At 61.8% G+C, this 19,052-nt stretch carries 20 protein-coding genes; 11 read left to right on the forward strand and 9 right to left on the reverse strand.

The window, feature by feature from the left end; genetic code table 11:
- Positions 1-261: 261 nt before the first annotated feature.
- The 7 genes from ACP7E3_RS28255 to ACP7E3_RS28285 all read left to right on the forward strand — a co-directional run bounded on the left by ACP7E3_RS28255 (position 262) and on the right by ACP7E3_RS28285 (position 5,961).
- A complete protein-coding gene (locus ACP7E3_RS28255) occupies positions 262-1,923 on the forward strand; it encodes an OFA family MFS transporter (protein WP_046490889.1) in 1,662 nt (553 codons plus the stop codon).
- 169 nt (positions 1,924-2,092) lie between these two features.
- Positions 2,093-2,686 (forward strand): imidazoleglycerol-phosphate dehydratase HisB, encoded by a 594-nt coding sequence (hisB, locus tag ACP7E3_RS28260; protein WP_017849940.1) that lies wholly within the window; start codon positions 2,093-2,095, stop codon positions 2,684-2,686.
- A complete protein-coding gene (gene hisH / locus ACP7E3_RS28265) occupies positions 2,686-3,324 on the forward strand; it encodes an imidazole glycerol phosphate synthase subunit HisH (protein WP_017849939.1) in 639 nt (212 codons plus the stop codon). Before hisB ends, hisH begins: the two co-directional genes overlap by 1 nt.
- Complete coding sequence (locus tag ACP7E3_RS28270) at positions 3,325-3,582, forward strand: DUF2164 domain-containing protein (RefSeq protein ID WP_017849938.1); 258 nt, start codon at positions 3,325-3,327, stop codon at positions 3,580-3,582.
- Positions 3,583-3,621: 39 nt separating this feature from the next.
- Positions 3,622-4,359, forward strand: coding sequence for a 1-(5-phosphoribosyl)-5-[(5-phosphoribosylamino)methylideneamino]imidazole-4-carboxamide isomerase (gene hisA, locus ACP7E3_RS28275; protein ID WP_017849937.1), 738 nt, complete (start codon positions 3,622-3,624; stop codon positions 4,357-4,359).
- Between the two features lie 9 nt (positions 4,360-4,368).
- Positions 4,369-5,139 carry an imidazole glycerol phosphate synthase subunit HisF gene (gene hisF, locus ACP7E3_RS28280; protein ID WP_010563131.1) on the forward strand — a complete coding sequence of 257 codons (771 nt, stop codon included), beginning with the start codon at positions 4,369-4,371 and terminating at the stop codon, positions 5,137-5,139.
- Between the two features lie 66 nt (positions 5,140-5,205).
- Complete coding sequence (locus tag ACP7E3_RS28285; protein ID WP_057003610.1) at positions 5,206-5,961, forward strand: substrate-binding periplasmic protein; 756 nt, start codon at positions 5,206-5,208, stop codon at positions 5,959-5,961.
- Here ACP7E3_RS28285 and ACP7E3_RS28290 read toward each other — a convergent pair.
- From ACP7E3_RS28290 to gpmI, 4 genes are all read right to left on the reverse strand, one after another.
- Positions 5,952-6,731 (reverse strand): divergent polysaccharide deacetylase family protein, encoded by a 780-nt coding sequence (locus tag ACP7E3_RS28290; protein WP_017849935.1) that lies wholly within the window; start codon positions 6,729-6,731, stop codon positions 5,952-5,954. The genes ACP7E3_RS28285 and ACP7E3_RS28290 overlap by 10 nt on opposite strands.
- Before the next feature lies 1 nt (position 6,732).
- Positions 6,733-8,049: a S41 family peptidase gene (locus tag ACP7E3_RS28295; protein WP_046385002.1), complete on the reverse strand. Its 1,317-nt coding sequence runs from the start codon at positions 8,047-8,049 to the stop codon at positions 6,733-6,735.
- Between the two features lie 30 nt (positions 8,050-8,079).
- A complete protein-coding gene (locus ACP7E3_RS28300; RefSeq protein WP_046385001.1) occupies positions 8,080-9,375 on the reverse strand; it encodes a murein hydrolase activator EnvC family protein in 1,296 nt (431 codons plus the stop codon).
- 258 nt (positions 9,376-9,633) lie between these two features.
- Positions 9,634-11,160, reverse strand: coding sequence for a 2,3-bisphosphoglycerate-independent phosphoglycerate mutase (gene gpmI, locus ACP7E3_RS28305; protein ID WP_079442661.1), 1,527 nt, complete (start codon positions 11,158-11,160; stop codon positions 9,634-9,636).
- A 151-nt stretch (positions 11,161-11,311) separates the two neighbouring features.
- Here gpmI and ACP7E3_RS28310 point away from each other — a divergent pair, with 151 nt between their 5' ends.
- The 3 genes from ACP7E3_RS28310 to secB are packed head-to-tail and all read left to right on the forward strand — an operon-like array spanning position 11,312 to position 12,502.
- Positions 11,312-11,725, forward strand: a complete 414-nt coding sequence (locus ACP7E3_RS28310; protein WP_017849931.1) for a rhodanese-like domain-containing protein — start codon at positions 11,312-11,314, stop codon at positions 11,723-11,725.
- 1 nt (position 11,726) lies between these two features.
- The gene (grxC, locus tag ACP7E3_RS28315; protein WP_046384999.1) at positions 11,727-11,981 is read left to right on the forward strand and encodes a glutaredoxin 3; all 255 of its coding nucleotides are present in this window, start codon (positions 11,727-11,729) and stop codon (positions 11,979-11,981) included.
- A 41-nt stretch (positions 11,982-12,022) separates the two neighbouring features.
- Positions 12,023-12,502 (forward strand): protein-export chaperone SecB, encoded by a 480-nt coding sequence (gene secB / locus ACP7E3_RS28320; protein WP_017849929.1) that lies wholly within the window; start codon positions 12,023-12,025, stop codon positions 12,500-12,502.
- A gap of 118 nt (positions 12,503-12,620) precedes the next feature.
- On the opposite strand, the gene ACP7E3_RS28325 is transcribed toward secB, so the two are convergent.
- Positions 12,621-13,076 (reverse strand): tRNA (cytidine(34)-2'-O)-methyltransferase, encoded by a 456-nt coding sequence (locus ACP7E3_RS28325; RefSeq protein ID WP_017849928.1) that lies wholly within the window; start codon positions 13,074-13,076, stop codon positions 12,621-12,623.
- Between ACP7E3_RS28325 and ACP7E3_RS28330 the strand changes: the two genes are divergently transcribed.
- Positions 13,075-13,515: a hypothetical protein gene (locus ACP7E3_RS28330; protein ID WP_079442662.1), complete on the forward strand. Its 441-nt coding sequence runs from the start codon at positions 13,075-13,077 to the stop codon at positions 13,513-13,515. The two genes, ACP7E3_RS28325 and ACP7E3_RS28330, sit on opposite strands and share 2 nt — an antisense overlap.
- Before the next feature lie 531 nt (positions 13,516-14,046).
- Here the strand turns inward: ACP7E3_RS28330 and ntrC are convergent.
- The 4 genes from ntrC to glnA form a co-directional block, all read right to left on the reverse strand.
- Positions 14,047-15,483 carry a nitrogen regulation protein NR(I) gene (gene ntrC, locus ACP7E3_RS28335; RefSeq protein WP_017849926.1) on the reverse strand — a complete coding sequence of 479 codons (1,437 nt, stop codon included), beginning with the start codon at positions 15,481-15,483 and terminating at the stop codon, positions 14,047-14,049.
- A complete protein-coding gene (gene glnL / locus ACP7E3_RS28340) occupies positions 15,480-16,565 on the reverse strand; it encodes a nitrogen regulation protein NR(II) (protein ID WP_017849925.1) in 1,086 nt (361 codons plus the stop codon). Before glnL ends, ntrC begins: the two co-directional genes overlap by 4 nt.
- 311 nt (positions 16,566-16,876) lie before the next feature.
- On the reverse strand, positions 16,877-17,413 hold the full coding sequence (locus ACP7E3_RS28345; protein WP_017849924.1) for a chorismate mutase: 537 nt from the start codon (positions 17,411-17,413) through the stop codon (positions 16,877-16,879).
- Positions 17,414-17,558: 145 nt separating this feature from the next.
- Positions 17,559-18,965, reverse strand: a complete 1,407-nt coding sequence (gene glnA / locus ACP7E3_RS28350; protein ID WP_017849923.1) for a glutamate--ammonia ligase — start codon at positions 18,963-18,965, stop codon at positions 17,559-17,561.
- Positions 18,966-19,052 lie beyond the last annotated feature (87 nt).

Consider the following 19,052-nt stretch of genomic DNA (forward strand, 5'->3'; position numbering starts at 1 on the left):
TCAGTTCACGGATCGTTACATTGTATCTAGCGCAGGGGGGCGGTATTTTGGCGTCAAAAAACACAAAAATTCCGCGAAAGGTAGTGGCATTTTGGTTTTTCTGTCATCCACTGATGCTAATCTCTGCGCGTTCGTCCGCCTTCTGCGACGTAACGTCGCGCTTTAAATGGAGCTTTATTCAACAAAACGGTCACGCCCTGCGTGCAAGGCCGAAGGAGAGAGCGCCTGACGAACACATACTAATAACTGGGGGAAACACTAATGAGCACTAGCACTGCGGCGGGTATTGCTGCCGCGCAGCCTGCGTTCCTGTCCAAGGAGCGCATCATCGCCAAGCCCGGGTTCAACCGCTGGCTGGTTCCACCGGCCGCTCTGGCCATCCACCTGTGTATCGGCATGGCCTACGGCTTCTCGGTGTTCTGGTTGCCGCTGTCCAAGGCGCTGGGGATCAGCGCGCCGGTGGCCTGTGCGCCGGATATGAGCTTTATCGCTCAGGTCTTCTCGTCTCAGTGCGACTGGCCGATCTCCATGCTGGGCTGGATCTACACCCTGTTCTTCATCTTCCTGGGCTGCTCGGCAGCGATCTGGGGCGGCTGGCTGGAACATGCCGGGCCACGCAAGGCGGGCGTCGTCTCGGCGCTGTGCTGGTGTGGCGGCCTGCTGATTTCGGCGCTGGGGATTTATACCCACCAGATCTGGCTGATGTGGATCGGCTCCGGGGTCATTGGCGGTATCGGCCTGGGCCTGGGTTATATCTCGCCCGTGTCGACCCTGATCAAGTGGTTCCCGGACAAGCGCGGCATGGCCACCGGCATGGCGATCATGGGCTTCGGCGGCGGCGCGATGGTGGGGGCTCCCCTGGCGGCAGCGCTGATGGGGCACTTCGCTTCGCCGACCAGCGTCGGCGTGTGGCAGAGCTTTCTGGTGATGGCGGCGATTTACTTCGTGTTCATGATCGGTGGCGCGCTGTCCTACCGCGTTCCGCCGACCGGCTGGAAGCCTGAGGGCTGGACCGCGCCGGTGAAAAAAGCCAGCAATGCGATGATCACCCATCGTCACGTTCACGTGAACGTCGCCTGGAAAACCCCGCAATTCCGTCTGGTATGGCTGGTGCTGTGCCTGAACGTATCGGCTGGTATCGGCATCCTCGGCATGGCTTCGCCGCTGCTGCAGGAAGTGTTCGGCGGCAAGTTGCTGGGTGTGGATGTGCCGTTCGGCCAACTGAATGCCGGGCAACTGGCCTCGATCGCGGCGATCGCGGCGGGCTTTACCGGTCTGTTGAGCCTGTTCAACATTGGTGGCCGGTTCTTCTGGGCGTCGTTCTCCGACTACCTGGGCCGTAAAAACACCTACTTCGTGTTCTTCGCCCTGGGCTTTGCCCTGTATGCGCTGATCCCGAACCTCGGGCACCTGGGCAACGTGGCGCTGTTCGTGGCGGCGTTCTGCATCATCCTGTCGATGTACGGCGGCGGTTTTGCGACGGTTCCGGCTTACCTGGCCGACCTGTTCGGCACCCAGATGGTCGGCGCGATCCATGGCCGCCTGCTGACCGCCTGGGCTGCGGCGGGCGTGCTGGGCCCGGTGTTGGTGAACTACCTGCGTGAATATCAGTTGAGCATCGGCGTCGAACGCGCCGCCGCCTACGACATCACCTTGTACATCCTCGCCGGCCTGCTGGTGCTGGGTTTCATCTGCAACCTGCTGGTGCGCCCGGTGGCCGACAAGTACTTCATGAGCGACGCCGAACTGGCCGCCGAACAGGCGCTGGGCCATGACAAGGGTGCCGATTCGAGCACCGTGCTGGAGTGGAAAGCCTCCGCCGGCAGCAAGCCGCTGGCTGTCGCGGCCTGGTTGGTGGTGGGTATTCCGTTGGCGTGGGGTGTGTGGGTGACCCTGCAAAAGACGGCGGTACTGTTCCACTAAGTTGACTGCAGGCGGGCGCACCATCCTGGAGCGCCCGCTTGTATGCACATGTCTAGCGTCGACCTTCCTCGCTTCAACTCGTCAGTCTTATCCCCTTCGATGTTTCTGTTTAGCGCCCGCGCCCCTATAATGGCTGCCTTTTTCGCCCAATGATTTTGCGGAGCTGGTGATGGCCGAACGTAAGGCGTCCGTCGAGCGCGACACTCTGGAAACCCAGATCAAAGCCTCGATCAACCTGGATGGCACCGGAAAGGCCCGATTTGATATCGGTGTACCTTTTCTTGAGCACATGCTGGACCAGATCGCCCGTCATGGGCTGATCGACCTGGATATCGTCAGCAAGGGCGACCTGCATATCGACGACCACCACACGGTGGAGGATGTCGGTATCACCCTCGGCCAGGCTTTCGCCAAGGCCATCGGCGACAAAAAAGGCATCCGTCGCTACGGCCACGCCTATGTCCCGCTGGATGAGGCGCTGTCGCGTGTGGTCATCGACTTCTCCGGTCGCCCCGGCCTGCAGATGCACGTGCCCTACACCCGCGCCACCGTGGGCGGCTTCGACGTCGACCTGTTCCAGGAATTCTTCCAGGGTTTCGTCAACCACGCCCTCGTCAGCCTGCACATCGACAACCTGCGCGGCACCAACACCCACCACCAGATCGAAACCGTGTTCAAGGCATTCGGTCGCGCGCTGCGCATGGCGGTGGAGCTGGATGAGCGCATGGCCGGGCAAATGCCATCGACCAAGGGCGTCCTGTAATGCAGACGGTCGCGGTTATCGATTACGGCATGGGCAACCTGCACTCGGTGGCCAAGGCCCTCGAGCACGTAGGGGCTGGCAAGGTGCTGATCACCAGCGATGCCACGGTGATTCGCGAGGCTGACCGCGTGGTGTTCCCAGGCGTTGGCGCGATTCGCGATTGCATGGCCGAAATCCGTCGCCTGGGCTTTGACAGCCTGGTGCGCGAGGTCAGCCAGGACCGGCCGTTCCTCGGCATTTGCGTGGGCATGCAAGCCTTGCTCGAGCGCAGTGAAGAGAACGACGGCGTCGACTGCATCGGCCTGTTTCCAGGCGAAGTGAAGTTCTTCGGCAAGGACCTGCATGAAGACGGCGAACACCTGAAAGTCCCGCACATGGGCTGGAACGAAGTGCGGCGCACCGTGGATCACCCGCTGTGGCATGAGATCCCGGACATGGCGCGCTTTTACTTCGTCCACAGCTACTACATCGCCGCCGGTAACCCGCGCCAGGTGGTGGGTGGCGGGCACTACGGCGTCGACTTCGCCGCTGCGCTGGCCGAAGGTTCGCGTTTTGCGGTGCAGTTCCACCCGGAGAAGAGCCATACCCATGGCCTGCAATTGCTGCAGAACTTCGCTGCGTGGGACGGTCGCTGGTAGATGGCCAAGAAACCGAAGCTGCCGATCCTGAACCTCACGCCCGAACAGGAACGTGAGGCTACCAACAAGATCAAGCGCTTCATGGAGGACCGTTTCGAGCTCAAGCTGGGCTCGTTCGAGGTTGCCGAGATCCTTGAGTTGTTCACCATTGAAGTTGCGCCGCACTATTACAACAGGGCGATTTTCGATACGCAGACGCTCCTTAGGGAACGGTTCGAAAGCATCGAAAGCGACCTGTGGTCGCTTGAGAAACCCTGATTTCCCAAGCATTGCTGAATATCGAATAAGGTTTGCCAGATGCTGATTATCCCCGCTATCGATCTCAAGGACGGCGCTTGCGTGCGTCTGCGCCAGGGCCGCATGGAAGATTCCACGGTGTTTTCCGACGACCCGGTGAGCATGGCTGCCAAATGGGTGGACGGTGGTTGCCGTCGCCTGCATCTGGTGGACCTGAACGGCGCCTTCGAAGGCCAGCCGGTCAATGGCGAAGTGGTGACTGCGATCGCTAAGCGCTACCCGAACCTGCCGATCCAGATCGGCGGCGGTATCCGCTCCCTGGAAACCATCGAACACTACGTCAAGGCCGGCGTAAGCTACGTGATCATCGGCACCAAGGCCGTGAAAGACCCGGCCTTCGTCGCCGAAGCCTGCCGCGCGTTCCCGGGCAAGGTGATCGTCGGCCTGGACGCCAAGGACGGTTTCGTCGCCACCGACGGCTGGGCTGAAATCAGCACGGTGCAGGTGATCGACCTGGCCAAGCAGTTCGAAGCCGACGGCGTGTCCGCCATCGTTTACACCGACATCGCCAAAGACGGCATGATGCAGGGCTGCAACGTACCGTTCACCGCTGCGCTGGCGGCGGCGACCAGGATCCCGGTGATCGCGTCCGGTGGCATCCACAACCTGGGTGACATCAAGTCGCTGCTGGATGCCCGGGCCCCTGGAATCATCGGCGCGATCACCGGCCGCGCAATCTACGAAGGCACCCTGGACGTCGCCGAAGCCCAGGCTTACTGCGATGCCTACAACGGCTGAGGACTGACCATGGCGCTGGCCAAACGCATCATCCCTTGCCTGGACGTCGACAACGGTCGCGTGGTCAAGGGCGTCAAGTTCGAGAACATCCGTGACGCCGGCGACCCGGTGGAAATCGCCCGTCGCTACGATGAGCAAGGTGCCGACGAGATTACCTTTCTCGACATCACCGCCAGCGTCGACGGCCGCGACACCACGCTGCATACCGTCGAGCGCATGGCCAGCCAGGTGTTCATCCCGCTGACCGTGGGCGGTGGCGTTCGCACCGTGCAAGACATCCGCAACCTGCTCAATGCCGGCGCGGACAAGGTCTCGATCAACACCGCCGCAGTGTTCAACCCGGAGTTCGTCGGCGAAGCCGCACAGCACTTTGGCTCGCAGTGCATCGTGGTGGCCATCGACGCCAAGAAAGTCTCCGGCCCCGGCGAACCGCCGCGCTGGGAGATCTTCACCCACGGCGGGCGCAAGCCGACCGGCCTGGACGCGGTGGAGTGGGCGATGAAGATGGAAGGCCTGGGCGCCGGTGAAATCCTGCTGACCAGCATGGACCAGGATGGCATGAAAAACGGCTTCGACCTCGGCGTGACCCGTGCCATCAGCGATGCGCTGGGCATTCCGGTGATCGCGTCCGGCGGCGTCGGCAACCTGCAGCACCTGGCCGACGGCGTGATCGAAGGCCACGCCAGCGCCGTGTTGGCGGCGAGTATTTTCCACTTCGGCGAATACACCGTCCCCGAGGCCAAGGCGTACATGGCCGCGCGCGGTATCGTGGTGCGCTAAACGCTGCTGGACACCATGGCAAGTGCGCGGCACTCTCTGCGCTTGCCATGGATTCCGGTAACTTTCATGCTCAAAGACCTGTTGCTCGCGCTCGCCAGTACCTCCGTGCTCATGATCGGAGTGGCCCAAGCCGAAGAATCGTCTGACGCCTCCCTGGTGTTGCTGACGGAAAACTTCCCGCCCTACAACATGGCGAAAAACGGCAAGAACTTCGCCAAGGACGAGAATGTCGAAGGCATCGCCGTGGACATCATGCGCGAAACCTTCAAGCGTGCTGGCATTTCCTACAGCCTCACTCTGCGTTTTCCTTGGGAGCGGATCTACAAACTCGCCCTGGAAAACCCCGGCTACGGCGTGTTCGTGATGGCCCGCCTGCCGGAGCGCGAAGCGCTGTTCAAATGGGTCGGCCCTATCGGCCCGGATGACTGGGTGATGCTGGCCAAGGCCGACAGCAAAATCCAGCTCGACGAGCTGGCGCAGGCGCGGCGCTACAAGATTGGCGCGTACAAGGGCGACGCGATTGCCGAGACCCTGGAGAAGCAGGGCCTCAAGCCAGTGCTGGTGCTGCGTGACCAGGACAACGCGCAAAAGCTGCTGGATGACCAGATCGACCTGTGGGCCACCGGCGACCCGGCCGGCCGCTACCTGGCGCGCCAGGTCGGTGTGACCGGGCTCAAGACTGTGCTTCGCTTCAACAGTGCCCAGTTGTACCTGGCGCTGAACAAGGATGTGCCGGACGAAACGGTGGCCAAGCTGCAGGCAGCGTTGGATCAGTTGCGCGAGGAAGGCCTGCTCGACCAGATGATGGCGCGCTATTTGTAGCGATAGGTGCCGTTCTTGCCGTGCCCTGCCATCGCCTGATTGCTGCGCACGCTGATCATCAGTTTGATATCAATCCAGTCCACGCCCTGGGCCTTGAGCTTGGGCAGCTCGCGTTCGAGCACCGCCAGGGTTTGTGGATACGGATGGCCGATCATCACCGCTGAGCCCTGTTTATGGGCCAGTTTGATGGCGCTCTGCAATTGCGTGGTGATCGCGGCTTCGGTGCGTTCGTCGTCGAGGAACACATCCCGCGAGACGCTGGCCAGGCCGATCTTCTGCGCTTCGGCGGCGCCGACGGTCTGCGCGCTGGTGCGGCTGTCGACAAAGAACTTGTGGCGCCGTTGCAACTCGCCCATCAGCCAGGCCATCGCTTCGGGCTGGGCAGTCATGCGGCTGCCCATGTGGTTGTTGATGCCGGCGGTGTAGGGCACGGCCTTGAACGCAGCGTCCAGGCGCTTGCCGAGCTCTTCGATAGGCAACTCGGGGTGCCAGGCGAACGGGCCGGTGGCCGGGTCCATGGGCATGTGCAGGATCACGATCTTGCCGGCCTTGTGCGCTTCGCGGGCGAATTCGGCGGCGTGGGGCGTGTCGGGCATGATCGCCGTGGTCACCGGGCCGGGCAGGGCCAGCACACGGCGATCCCGGGGCAGGTTTTGCCCCAGGTCGTCGATGATCAGGGTCAGGTAGGCTTTGTGCGGTTCGCTGGCCGGGGTCGCGTGGGCGACCCCGGCCAGGCTGCACAGCGCAGCGATGATCAGGGCAACGCGCATATCAACGGCTGCGCGTGATGCTCAAGCCCTTGAGCAGGCTCAACGCCTGGGCCAGTTGGTAGTCATCGTCCTGCGGCATCGGCTTGGCCTTGGCACTGCTGCCGGTCGGTTGGTCGGCGCCGCCGTTGCCATTGCCGAGGTGGCCTTGCAGGTCGGCTTCCTTGTAGTACTCGCTGTCGACCTCGTTGGTGATCTTGGCCTTGCGCACTTCGATGTCCGGCACGATGCCCTGGGCCTGGATCGAGCGACCGTTCGGCGTGTAGTACAGCGCGGTGGTGATTTTCAGGGCGCGCTCGTTGTTCAGCGGCAACACGGTTTGCACCGAGCCTTTGCCGAAACTGGTGGTGCCCATCAGCACACCGCGCTTCTGGTCTTGCAGGGCGCCGGCGACGATCTCCGAGGCCGAGGCGCTGCCGCCGTTGATCAGCACGGCCAGCGGCACGTTTTCGCTGAGGTCGTTGCCGGTGGCCGAGAAGCGCAGTTCGGAGTTGGCGATACGGCCCTTGGTGTAGACGATCAGGCCTTTGGTGATGAAGTGGTCGACCACTTCCACCGCCGACTGCAGCACGCCACCGGGGTTGTTGCGCAGGTCGAGCACGATGCCGTTGAGCTTCTTGCCGTTGTCTTTGCGCAGCTTGGCCAGGGCCTTGGCCACTTCGTCGCCGGTCTTGACCTGGAACTGGGTGATGCGGATGTAGCCGTAGCCCGACTCCAGCAACTGGCTCTTCACGCTCTTGACCGTGATGGTCGCGCGGGCCAGGGTCACGTCGAACGGCGCGCCGCCGTCGCGCACCAGGGTCAGGGTGATTTTCTGGCCGATCTTGCCGCGCATCTTGTCGACGGCTTCGGTCATGGTCTGGCCACGGGTCGGCTGGCCGTTGATCTTGACGATCAGGTCGCCAGCCTGGATGCCGGCCTTGGACGCCGGGGTGTCGTCGATCGGCGAGACCACTTTGATCTGGCCGTCTTCGGCGCCGACTTCAATGCCCAGGCCACCGAACTCACCGCTGGTGCTTTCCTGCAGCTCGGCGAAATCTTCCGGGCCGAGGTAGGCGGAGTGCGGGTCGAGGTTGCTGAGCATGCCCTTGATGGCATTTTCCAGCAGGGTCTTGTCGTCCACGGGTTCGACATAGGCTGCCTTGATCCGGTCCATGACCTCGGCAAAGGTGCGCAACTCGTCCAGCGGCAACGGCGCCTTGGTGGTCGCGGCCATGCCGGCGGGTGCAGCCGGTGCGGCCTGGTCGGCGAAAGCCAGAGGCGCGCCGATCACCAGGGCGATCGTCAGGGCCAGCGAAGTGAGGCGGGACAAATGCAGCATGTCGAACGAACTCCTAATGTAGATGCGACCCTATCCTTGGGTGCGGCACCATTGTGCAGGATCGCTCGGGCGGCCCTGCTGACGAATAGCGAAGTACAGCGCCGGGGTGTCCTGGCCGCCACTGTTACCGACAGTGGAGATGGATTCCCCGGCTTTTACCACATCACCTGCCGACTTGAGTAAAGTCTGATTGTGGCCATAAAGACTCAAATAGCCATTACCGTGGTCGAGAATCACCAATAAACCGGCGCCCCGCAGCCAATCGGCAAACACCACGCGACCGCCGTGGACGGCATGGACCTGGCTGCCGGCGGCCGCGCTGATCATCACCCCGTCCCACTTGGCGCGGGTGTCATCGCCGCGGGTTTCCCCAAAGCGTGCCAGCAGTCGACCATCAACCGGCCACGGAAGTTTGCCGCGCGCGGAAGCAAAAGGCCCGCCGAAGGATTCGCCCGCGCTGGAAACCAGCGGCCCGGGCGCTGCGTGCGCCGGTTTGCGCGGTGCCGGGGCGTCGCTCGTGGCTGCCAGTTCGGCCTCACGCTGGCGCTTTTTTTCCGCTTCCTGCTGGGCGATCAGCGCTTTCTGTCGCGCTTCCTCGGCCTCGCGTGCCTGGCGAGCCAGGGTTTCTTCGATGGTTTTCAACACTTTGCCGAGGTCGGCCTGGTCCTGCTCGCGGGCTTGTAGCTTGGCGTCGCGGGCCTTTACGTCGTCATTGAGCTTGGCCAGGGCCAACTGGCGTTCCTTGCGCACCTTGTCGAGCTGGTCGCGCTGGCTGTCGAGGCTGCTTTTCTGGTCGAGCAGTTGCGATTGCTGGTCGGCGATTTCCTGTTCGACGTTGGCCAGTTGGCGCAGGGTCTCGTTGAAGCCCTTCAATTGGGCAAGGCGTGCCTTGCTCAGGTAATCGTAGTAGGTCAGGGTGCGCGCGAATTTTTCCGGGTTCTGCTGGTTGAGCAGCAGCTTGAGGTACTCCTGGCGGCCACTCTGGTAGGCGGCGCGGGCCTGGATCGCGATCAGGCGTTGCTGTTCAACGCGGGCGCTCTGGAGTTTTTTTTTCTCAGCGTCGAGTCGCTCCAGTTCCGACTCGCTCTTCTTTAATTCTTTTTGTAGCTCCTGGACCTGCTTCTCCAGCTTGCCCATCTCGGTTTCCGTGCCGCGCAGGTCTTTCTGCACCCCGGATTTCTCTTCCTGGAGCTTGCCGAGCAGTTTTTTCAGCTCGGTGATGTCCTGACGCGTAGCGTCCAACTGTTGTTGGGTTTGCGCGCGCTCATCGGCAAATGCCGGTTGGAGCAGGCAGACGAGAGCGAGGGTAATCAAGGCGCGAAGCATAGAGGCGGGCGACACCAGGGAAAGGGACGGCCTAGTATGCCCGGCAAGCGCTGCAAAAAAAACGCCCAATTCGGGCTTCTGGGCAAGATAGGTGCCGAGCGGCAGTGGTATGGCGAAAAGACATCTACCCAACACAGAGAGCCTAGTGTGGGAGGGGGCTTGCCCCCGATTGCGGTGTGTCAGCTGAATAGGTGTTGGCTGATCCACTGCTATCGGGGGCAAGCCCCCTCCCACATTGGTTCTGCGGTGTGGTTTAGATCAGACCAGAATCGAGGTGCCGGTCATCTCTTTGGGCTTCTCCAACCCCATCAACATCAGCATGGTCGGCGCCACATCGGCCAGCACGCCGCCTTTGCGCACTTTCAGGTCGCGCTTGCCGACGTAGATGAACGGCACCGGCTCGGTGGTGTGGGCGGTGTGGGCTTGCCCGGTGGATTCGTCGGACATTTGCTCGCAGTTGCCATGGTCGGCGGTGATCAGCGCTTCGCCGCCGACTTTTTCCAGGGCGTCGACGATGCGGCCTACGCACAGGTCCAGGCATTCCACGGCCTTGATCGCGGCGGCCAGGTTGCCGCTGTGGCCGACCATGTCGCCGTTGGCGTAGTTGACCACGATCACGTCATAGCGCTGGTTATCGATGGCGTCGACGATCTTGTCGGTGACTTGCGGTGCGCTCATTTCCGGTTGCAGGTCGTAGGTCGCGACTTTCGGCGACGGGATCAGGATGCGCTCTTCGCCCGGGAACGGTTCTTCGCGGCCGCCGGAGAAGAAGAAGGTCACGTGGGCGTACTTCTCGGTTTCGGCGATGCGCAGTTGGGTCTTGCCGTTTTTCGCCAGGTAGTCGCCCAGCACGTTTTCCAGGCTGCCGGGGGCAAAAGCCGACGGGGCCGGGATGTTGGCGGCGTATTGGGTGAGCATCACGAACTCGATTTTCGGCTGGCGCGCGCGTTCGAAGTCCTTGAAACCCGGGTCGACGAACACATGGCTCAGCTCGCGGGCACGGTCGGCGCGGAAGTTCATGAACACCACGGCGTCGCCGTCTTCCACTTTCACCGGCTCGCCGATGGTGGTGGCCTTGACGAACTCATCGCTCTCGCCGCGCGCGTAGGCGGCTTCCAGGCCTTCCTGGGCGGTGGCGGCGTTGAATTCGGCCTGGCCGTCGACGATCAGGTTGTAGGCCTGGGACACGCGGTCCCAGCGGTTGTCGCGGTCCATCGCGAAATAGCGACCGACCAGGCTGGCGATGCGGCCCTTGCCGAGGGCGGCGAAGGTGGCGTCCAGCAGTTCGATCGACGATTGCGCGCTTTTCGGCGGCGTGTCGCGGCCGTCGAGGAAGGCGTGCAGGTAGATCTTGTCGGCGCCGCGCTTGAAGGCCAGTTCGGCCATGGCCACGAGGTGGTCCTGGTGGCTGTGTACGCCGCCATCGGACAGCAGGCCCATGAAGTGCACGGCCTTGCCGGCAGCGACGGCTTTATCGACGGCTGCGCAGATGGTCGGGTTCTCGAAGAACTCGCCGTCGCGGATCGCTTTGGTCACGCGGGTGAAGTCCTGATAGACCACTCGTCCGGCGCCGAGGTTCATGTGGCCGACTTCCGAGTTGCCCATTTGGCCGTCCGGCAGGCCCACATCCATGCCCGAACCGGAGATCAGCCCGTTGGGCAAAGTGGCGGTCAGACGGTCCAGCACCGGCTTGTTGGCCGAGTACACGGCGTTGTCGTGGTGGCTTTCACTGTGTCCGAAGCCATCGAGAATTATCAGGACCAAAGGTTTAGGCGTCGTAGTCATAGATCCTCTCGCGGCGGTAATTGATGAAGGGGATTGAAAAGGGAGTGGCAGTTTAAAGCGAAGTTCCGACCACGTCACCGCTTTACGGGGGTTGGCCCCCCCTGACGGCTGTGTATACTTACCGCCATTTTAACGCCCTGGAACCTCCTTGATGGTTGATCACCTGATTGCATTTGCCACTGCCCACTACCTGCTCGCGGGTGCCTTCGTCATCCTGCTGGCGCTGCTGATCGCTCATGAAATGAGCCGCGGTGGCCGCAGCCTGAGCACGTCGGAGCTGACCGCGCTGGTCAACAAGGATGAGGCCGTTGTCGTGGATATCCGTCCGGCCAAGGATTTTGCCGCCGGTCATATTGTTGGCGCCCTGAACATTCCCCAGGACAAGCTGATCGCGCGCCTGGCCGAGCTGGAAAAGCACAAGGCCAAGACCATTATCCTGGTCGACGCCCAAGGCCAGCATTCCGGCACCCATGCCCGCGAAATGCTCAAGACCGGCTTTACCGCCGCCAAACTGTCTGGTGGTATCAGCAGCTGGCGCGCCGACAACCTGCCGCTGGTGAAGTGATATGAGCCAGGTTGTCGTGTATTCCAGCGATTGGTGCCCTTACTGCATGCGGGCCAAGGCCTTGCTGGAGAAAAAGGGTGTTGCCTTCGAAGAGATCAAGGTCGACGGCAAACCCCAGGTGCGCGCCGAAATGGCCCAGAAGGCGGGACGCACGTCCGTGCCGCAGATCTGGATCGGCGCCAAGCACGTCGGTGGATGCGATGACCTGTTTGCCCTTGAGCGCGCCGGCAAGCTGGACGCGCTGCTTCACGTCTGACTCCTAAACCCTAAAAGACCCAAGATCAAGAAGGATCTGCGATGACTGACCAACAGAACACCGAAGCAGCAGAAGCCCAAGGCCCACAGTTTTCGCTGCAGCGCATCTATGTGCGTGACCTGTCGTTCGAAGCGCCGAAAAGCCCGGCCATCTTCCGTCAGGAGTGGACCCCAAGCGTCGGGCTGGACCTGAACACCCGTCAAAAAGCCCTGGAAGGTGACTTCCACGAAGTCGTGCTGACCCTCTCGGTCACCGTCAAGAACGGCGAAGAAGTGGCCTTCATCGCTGAAGTGCAACAGGCCGGTATCTTCCTGATCCAGGGCCTGGACGAAGCGTCCATGAGCCACACCCTGGGCGCGTTCTGCCCGAACATCCTGTTCCCGTATGCCCGCGAGACCCTGGACAGCCTGGTCACCCGTGGCTCGTTCCCGGCGCTGATGCTGGCTCCGGTGAACTTCGATGCCCTGTACGCGCAAGAGCTGCAGCGCATGCAACAGGAAGGTTCGTCGACGGTTCAATAAGTCGATGCGCTAAAAATGTGGGAGGGGGCTTGCCCCCGATTGCGGTGTGTCAGCTGAATAGGTGTTGGCTGACTCACTGCTATCGGGGGCAAGCCCCCTCCCACATTTGTTATGTGTGTTATTTGAAGCCGAGTTGGCGCCAGCCTTCGTAGACGGCGACGGCGACGGTGTTCGATAAGTTCAGGCTGCGGCAACCTTCGCGCATCGGCAAACGCAGGCGATGGCCGTCGGGCAGGGCGTCGAGCACCTCGGCCGGCAGGCCACGGCTTTCCGGGCCGAACAGGAAGGCGTCGCCGTCGGCGAAGCTGGCGTCATGGAACGGCCGCGAGCCCTTGGTGGTGAACGCGAACAACCGAGGGTGGCCGAGGCTTTCCAGGCAGCTGGCGAGGTCAGCGTGGCGTTGCAGGGTGGCATACTCGTGGTAGTCCAGCCCGGCGCGGCGCAGGCGCTTGTCGTCCATGTCGAAGCCCAGCGGCTCGATCAAATGCAGGTGGCAGCCACTGTTGGCGCACAGCCTGATAACGTTGCCGGTATTCGGCGGAATTTCTGGTTGAAAAAGGATGACGTGAAACATGCACGGCTCCGAAGGCAAAGATGCGCTGCATTCTACCCTCGAAGAAGACCCCAGGCCGAAGCTATTGCCAAGGGTTTTGGGCTCTTTGGCGATTGTCGGCCTGATGGTGGGCCTGATGATCGGGCGCCTGACCGCCCCGGACCCGGTCGAATTGCTGCAGGTGACGCCGGCGGCCAACGGTGTGGTGGTGTGGTTCAACAGCGAACCCAAGCTGCATGGCGAGCATATCGACGGCACCGTGGCGCTGTTGTTCGACGCGCAGGGCAAGGCCGCCAGCGGGCAGCTCAAGGTCAATGACAAGGATGTGAACTGGCGCGTGCGCAAGACCGATGGCGGCCTGTTGCTCAACCTGGTGGCGGCGCGGCCGTTGCGTGGGGAATGGTCGGGAGAGGAAGCTGAAGGCCGCTGGCGGCTGGAGATCCATCTCCAAGAGCAATAAAAGAGGGAGTTCCCGGCCTGCCTGTACCAGGGCTCCCAAAACGGGATGAAGCCATCCGGCTTCGTGTTAAAGAGGGAATCCCCGGCCTGCCTGTACCGAGGTTCCCGAAAGCGGTGTGGAGCGCGACGCGGTTCGCATCAAGCACCCCGGGTGTAAAGAGGGGATTCTCGGCCTGCCTGTACCAAGGTCCCCGAAACTGGGTTGTATCAGGGTTATTGCAGGGCGCGTGCCACACTGGCCAAGTTGCTCGAAAAAAACGCTCCAGACAGCGAAAAGCCCCGGAATACGGGGCTTTGGCGTTTTCGGTTGTCTGATTTCAGGCGGCGGTGCGAAGGTTTGAGGTGTTGGCGCCGTGCCCGATGCCGGTTCATGGTGCATTGAAGCGGTGCATGGTCGCCAAACCTTATGCAGATCCAAATGTGGGAGGGGGCTTGCCCCCGATTGCGGTGGATCAGTCATGTAGATGCCGACTGACATGCCGCTATCGGGGGCAAGCCCCCTCCCACATTCGATCTTCAGTGGGGCTGAGATTCAGCCCTCGTCACCGTCGTCATCATCCGCGCCATCGACCTTCATCCCCAGTTCCTTGATCTTGCGCGTCAGGGTATTGCGGCCCCAACCCAGCAGCACGGCGGCATCGCGACGGCGGCCGGCGGTGTGCTTGAGGGCGGTTTCGATCATGATCCGTTCGAAGGCCGGCACGGCGCTGTCCAGCAGGTTCGACTGGCCGCGTGCCAGGGCCTGGTCGGCCCATTGACGCAGCGCCTGTTCCCAGTTGGTCACGGGGGCCGAATCCTGCGGCAGGCTGAGCAGCTCCGGCGGCAGGTCGCTGATATGCACTTCGCGCCCGGACGCCATGACCGTGATCCAGCGGCAGGTGTTCTCCAGTTGGCGCACGTTGCCGGGCCACGGCAGGTTCTTCAGGTATTCCTCGGTCTCGCTTTTCAGCAGCTTCGGCTCGACGGCCAGCTCCTGGGCGGCGCGGCTGAGGAAGTGGCGCGCGAGGGTCGGGATGTCTTCGCGACGGTCCGACATGCGCGGGATGTGGATGCGGATCACGTTGAGGCGGTGGAACAAGTCCTCACGGAACTTGCCCGCATGCACCAGGGTTTCCAGGTTCTGGTGAGTCGCGGCGATGATACGCACGTCAACCTTGACCGGCGTATGCCCGCCCACACGGTAGAACTCGCCGTCCGCCAGCACGCGCAGCAAGCGGGTCTGGGTATCGGCCGGCATGTCGCCGATTTCATCGAGGAACAGCGTGCCGCCGTCCGCCTGTTCAAACCGCCCGCGCCGCAGGTTGGCCGCGCCGGTGAAGGCGCCTTTCTCGTGGCCGAACAGCTCGGACTCCATCAAGTCCTTCGGAATCGCCGCCATGTTCAGCGCGATGAACGGCGACGCCGCGCGCGGGCTGTGGCGGTGCAGGGCGTGGGCCACCAGTTCTTTACCGGTGCCCGACTCGCCGTTGATCAGCACGGTGATGTTGGAGTGGCTCAAGCGCCCGATGGCGCGAAACACTTCCTGCATCGCCGGCGCTTCACCGATGATTTCCGGGGTGCGGGTCAGGGCAGGCGGGGCTTCCTGGTTCTGCTGTTCCTGGGCGTGCTGGTTGGCGCGCTTGACCAGCGCCACCGCTTCGTCCACGTCGAACGGCTTGGGCAGGTACTCAAAGGCACCACCCTGGTAGGACGCGACAGCGCTGTCCAGGTCCGAGTGCGCGGTCATGATGATCACCGGCAGGCGCGGGTGCTGCTCGCGAATCCGCGCCAGCAGGTCCAGGCCGCTGGCACCGGGCATGCGGATGTCGGAGATGATCACGTCGGGCTGCTGGCGCGCCAGGCGGCTCATCACCCCGTCAGCGCTGTCGAAGCTCTGGGTGGTCATGCCTTCCTGTTGCAGGGCTTTCTCGAGGACCCAGCGGATAGAACGGTCGTCATCGACGATCCAGACAGTTTCACTACGGCTCATGTCGATGGGGCTCCTTGTTCCAGAGGCAGAAAGATCGAGAACGTGGTGTGGCCAGGATGGCTCTCACATTCGATCAGACCCTGGTGCTGGCTGATGATGTTCTGGGTAATGGCCAGGCCCAGCCCGGTACCGTCCGGGCGGCCGCTGACCATGGGGAAGAAAATGGTTTCCTGCAGTTCTGCTGGAATGCCCGGGCCGTTGTCGGTGATTTCGACTTTGGTCACCAGACGATGGCGCACGTGGCCGATGGTGAACTGGCGCAAGGCGCGGGTGCGCAGGCTGATGCGGCCCAGGCGCAGCTCGTTCTGGCTGCTGATGGCCTGCATGGCGTTGCGCACGATGTTGAGCACCGCCTGGATCATCTGCTCGCGGTCGATCAACACGTCGGGAATGCTTGGGTCATAGTCGCGCACCAAGGTAATGCAGCCTTGGCTTTCGGCCTCGACCAACTGGCAGACACGCTCCAGCACCTCATGCACGTTGGTCATCGCCAGCGACGGCAGCTTGTTGGAGCCGAGCATGCGGTCCACCAGATTACGCAGGCGGTCGGCCTCTTCGATGATGACGTTGGTGTAGTCCTTGAGGTGCTCGTCCGGCAGCTCACGAGCCAGCAACTGCGCCGCGCCGCGAATCCCGCCCAACGGGTTCTTGATCTCGTGGGCCAGGCCGCGCACCAGCATCTTGCTGGTTTCCTGCTTGGACAACTGCGCTTCTTCCTTGGTGATGCGCAGCAGGCGGTCACGCGGGTGGACTTCGAGCAGCAGCAGGGTGCTGCCGTTGCTCAGGATCGGGGTCACGGCGTAGTCGACGGTCAGGGTCTGGCCGGTCAGGGCGGTGAGCATCGCTTCGCGCTTGGTGAACGGATGTGCCTGCTCCACTGCCTGGCGCAACGAGCTCAAGGCTTCGGCCGACTCGGTGAACAACTCGCTGATGAACTGCCCATGGCTGCGCTGCCCGCTGATGGCCAGGAGCATCTCCGCCGCCGGGTTCATGTACTCAAGGCGCAGGTCGTCATTGAGCAGGATGGTCGCGGTGGTCAGGTTGTCGAGTAACAAACGGTGCAGTGCATCGCTGATGGTCATCAGGACCTCTTTTGGAGCAAGGCGCGGGCTTGAGGCACACGCTGATACAAGGAAAATGCAAAAACCAAACCAAGGCTCCGAAAAGAAGCGTTTAAGCCCTGAAATAAGGGTTTAAGGCTCGAAACTGTGGCGTTCTGCCAGCTTCATCGGGAAGTTTCGAACCAAAATGGGCTGGGTCGGTGGGAAGGGTGCAAGCTGTCGCACCAATATAGTGCGATTTTGTGACGATTGTTCAGGAAGCGCGAATTCACACAAATCAAATGTGGGAGGGGGATTGCCTCCTCCCACATTTTTGGATCGGGTTTACCGTTTTAGTTTTTGTAGATACACAGCTCGGCGGTCGCGCGGATCATCGCCAACTGCTGCATCGGCTCATTGAGCGGCTCATGCACGGCTTCGGCCAGCCATTGCGGGCACTGTGGGTCGGTGCGCTGCGGGCTGAAGTCGGCCAATTGCTGCAGCAGGCGTTTTTGCAGTTGGTCCAGTTGCGGGCGAATCTGCTTGACCAGGTCCGGGCGCGGATCGTCGGGGGCCTTGCCCTGGAACTGCCAGTCGGAAAGATGGGCGTACTGCACCAGTTTGTTCGCTTCGATCTGTGCCGAGAAGAACTGCCCGGCGGCGGCAGGGTCCAGCTTGTAGCTCGGGGCCTGGGCGACGACGCTGGCGATCACCTCTTGCTCGCGCTTCTTGTCTTCTACGGGCTTGTGGCTGTCCCACTTGCTCAGGGCGACCTGGTCGGCGATCGCCAGGCGCTCGGCGATGCTGTTGAGTAAAGGTTCGAGGCTGGGCGGCGCAGCGCTCGCACTGGCACTGACGAATAACAGAGCGAACACAAGTCGACGTTTCAATGCTGATCTCCTTGTGGGAGGGGGCAAGCTCCCTCCCACCTTTTTGATTGGGTTTGCAGGTGCGGAGCTGTGTAATCCCCGGGCAAAAAAAGACCTCCCGAAGGAGGTCTTTTTCGATCACGCCACGTTAAGCGACGCTACCGGATCAGCAGCTGTAGTACAGCTCGTATTCCAGTGGGTGTACGAAGGTGCGGACTTTGATTTCTTCTTCGCTTTTCAGCTCGATGTAGGCATCGATGAAGTCGTCGCTGAATACGCCGCCTTTGGTCAGGAACGCACGGCCCTTGTCCAGCTCTTCCAGGGCTTCTTTCAGGCTGCCGCACACTTGTGGGATCTCTTTGGCCTCTTCAGGCGGCAGGTCGTACAAGTTTTTGTCGGCGGCGTCGCCTGGGTGGATCTTGTTCTGGATGCCGTCCAGGCCAGCCATCAGCAGTGCAGCGAAGCCCAGGTACGGGTTGGCTGCCGGGTCCGGGAAGCGGGCTTCGATACGGCGAGCGCGCGGGCTGGACACGTAAGGAATACGGATCGATGCGGAGCGGTTACGAGCCGAGTAGGCCAGCATTACCGGTGCTTCGAAACCTGGGACCAGACGCTTGTAGGAGTTGGTCGACGGGTTGGTGAAGCCGTTCAGGGCCTTACCGTGCTTGATGATACCGCCGATGAAGTACAGGGCGGTGTCGGACAGGCCGGCATAACCTTCGCCAGCGAAGGTGTTCTTGCCATCTTTAGCGATGGACAGGTGAACGTGCATACCCGAACCGTTATCGCCGTACAGAGGCTTAGGCATGAAGGTTGCGGTACGGCCGTAGGCATCAGCCACGTTGTGTACGCAGTACTTCAGGGTCTGGACTTCGTCAGCCTTGGCAACCAGGGTGTTGAACTTCACACCGATTTCGTTCTGGCCGGCAGTCGCCACTTCGTGGTGGTGTACTTCGATGACCAGGCCCATTTCTTCCATGGCGTTGCACATGGAGGTACGGATTTCGTGGTCGTGGTCGAATGGCGGAACTGGGAAGTAGCCACCTTTGATACCTGGACGGTGGCCTTTGTTGCCGCCTTCTACGTCCTGGTCGGACATCCACGAACCTTGTTCGGAGAAAATCTTGAACATGGAACCGGAGATGTCGGACTTGAACTTGACCGAATCAAAGATGAAGAATTCTGGCTCTGGGCCTACGAATACGGTGTCGCCGATACCGGTCGACTTCAGGTATTCCTCGGCACGCTTGGCGATCGCACGTGGGTCGCGGTCGTAGCCTTGCATGGTCGAAGGCTCGATCACGTCGCAGACGATGATCAGGGTTGGGTCTTCGGTGAACGGGTCCAGCACGGCAGTGCTGTCGTCCGGCATCAGGATCATGTCGGAAGCTTCGATGCCTTTCCAACCGGCAATGGAGGAACCGTCGAACATTTTGCCTTCTTCGAAGAACGCGTCATCCAGCGCGTCGCGAGCCGGCATGGTCACGTGGTGCTGAGTGCCTTTTGTGTCCGTGAAGCGCAGATCAATCCACTTAACGTCATGATCTTTGATGAGTTGAACCGACTTCGACATGGTGTCCTCCGGGGTGGCTTCGGGCTGGGTAGTGGAGTTAGCCCTTAGAATGTGGGTGATGCCGGCGCGGATAGTCCGCCATGGCAA

Source organism: Pseudomonas sp. PSPC2-3 (genome assembly GCF_049898265.1).
Taxonomy (GTDB): Bacteria; Pseudomonadota; Gammaproteobacteria; order Pseudomonadales; family Pseudomonadaceae; genus Aquipseudomonas; species Aquipseudomonas veronii.

Coding starts and splice junctions, on each gene's coding strand:
- ACP7E3_RS28330 (WP_079442662.1), top strand. CDS start 13,075: ATGCACGGCTCCGAAGGCAAAGATGCGCTGCATTCTACCCTCGAAGAA.
- hisB (WP_017849940.1), top strand. CDS start 2,093: ATGGCCGAACGTAAGGCGTCCGTCGAGCGCGACACTCTGGAAACCCAG.
- hisF (WP_010563131.1), top strand. CDS start 4,369: ATGGCGCTGGCCAAACGCATCATCCCTTGCCTGGACGTCGACAACGGT.
- ACP7E3_RS28300 (WP_046385001.1), bottom strand. CDS start 9,375: ATGCTTCGCGCCTTGATTACCCTCGCTCTCGTCTGCCTGCTCCAACCG.
- glnA (WP_017849923.1), bottom strand. CDS start 18,965: ATGTCGAAGTCGGTTCAACTCATCAAAGATCATGACGTTAAGTGGATT.
- ACP7E3_RS28295 (WP_046385002.1), bottom strand. CDS start 8,049: ATGCTGCATTTGTCCCGCCTCACTTCGCTGGCCCTGACGATCGCCCTG.
- ACP7E3_RS28270 (WP_017849938.1), top strand. CDS start 3,325: ATGGCCAAGAAACCGAAGCTGCCGATCCTGAACCTCACGCCCGAACAG.
- secB (WP_017849929.1), top strand. CDS start 12,023: ATGACTGACCAACAGAACACCGAAGCAGCAGAAGCCCAAGGCCCACAG.
- ACP7E3_RS28285 (WP_057003610.1), top strand. CDS start 5,206: ATGCTCAAAGACCTGTTGCTCGCGCTCGCCAGTACCTCCGTGCTCATG.
- gpmI (WP_079442661.1), bottom strand. CDS start 11,160: ATGACTACGACGCCTAAACCTTTGGTCCTGATAATTCTCGATGGCTTC.
- glnL (WP_017849925.1), bottom strand. CDS start 16,565: ATGACCATCAGCGATGCACTGCACCGTTTGTTACTCGACAACCTGACC.
- grxC (WP_046384999.1), top strand. CDS start 11,727: ATGAGCCAGGTTGTCGTGTATTCCAGCGATTGGTGCCCTTACTGCATG.
- ACP7E3_RS28290 (WP_017849935.1), bottom strand. CDS start 6,731: ATGCGCGTTGCCCTGATCATCGCTGCGCTGTGCAGCCTGGCCGGGGTC.
- ACP7E3_RS28310 (WP_017849931.1), top strand. CDS start 11,312: ATGGTTGATCACCTGATTGCATTTGCCACTGCCCACTACCTGCTCGCG.
- hisH (WP_017849939.1), top strand. CDS start 2,686: ATGCAGACGGTCGCGGTTATCGATTACGGCATGGGCAACCTGCACTCG.
- ntrC (WP_017849926.1), bottom strand. CDS start 15,483: ATGAGCCGTAGTGAAACTGTCTGGATCGTCGATGACGACCGTTCTATC.
- ACP7E3_RS28255 (WP_046490889.1), top strand. CDS start 262: ATGAGCACTAGCACTGCGGCGGGTATTGCTGCCGCGCAGCCTGCGTTC.
- ACP7E3_RS28325 (WP_017849928.1), bottom strand. CDS start 13,076: ATGTTTCACGTCATCCTTTTTCAACCAGAAATTCCGCCGAATACCGGC.
- hisA (WP_017849937.1), top strand. CDS start 3,622: ATGCTGATTATCCCCGCTATCGATCTCAAGGACGGCGCTTGCGTGCGT.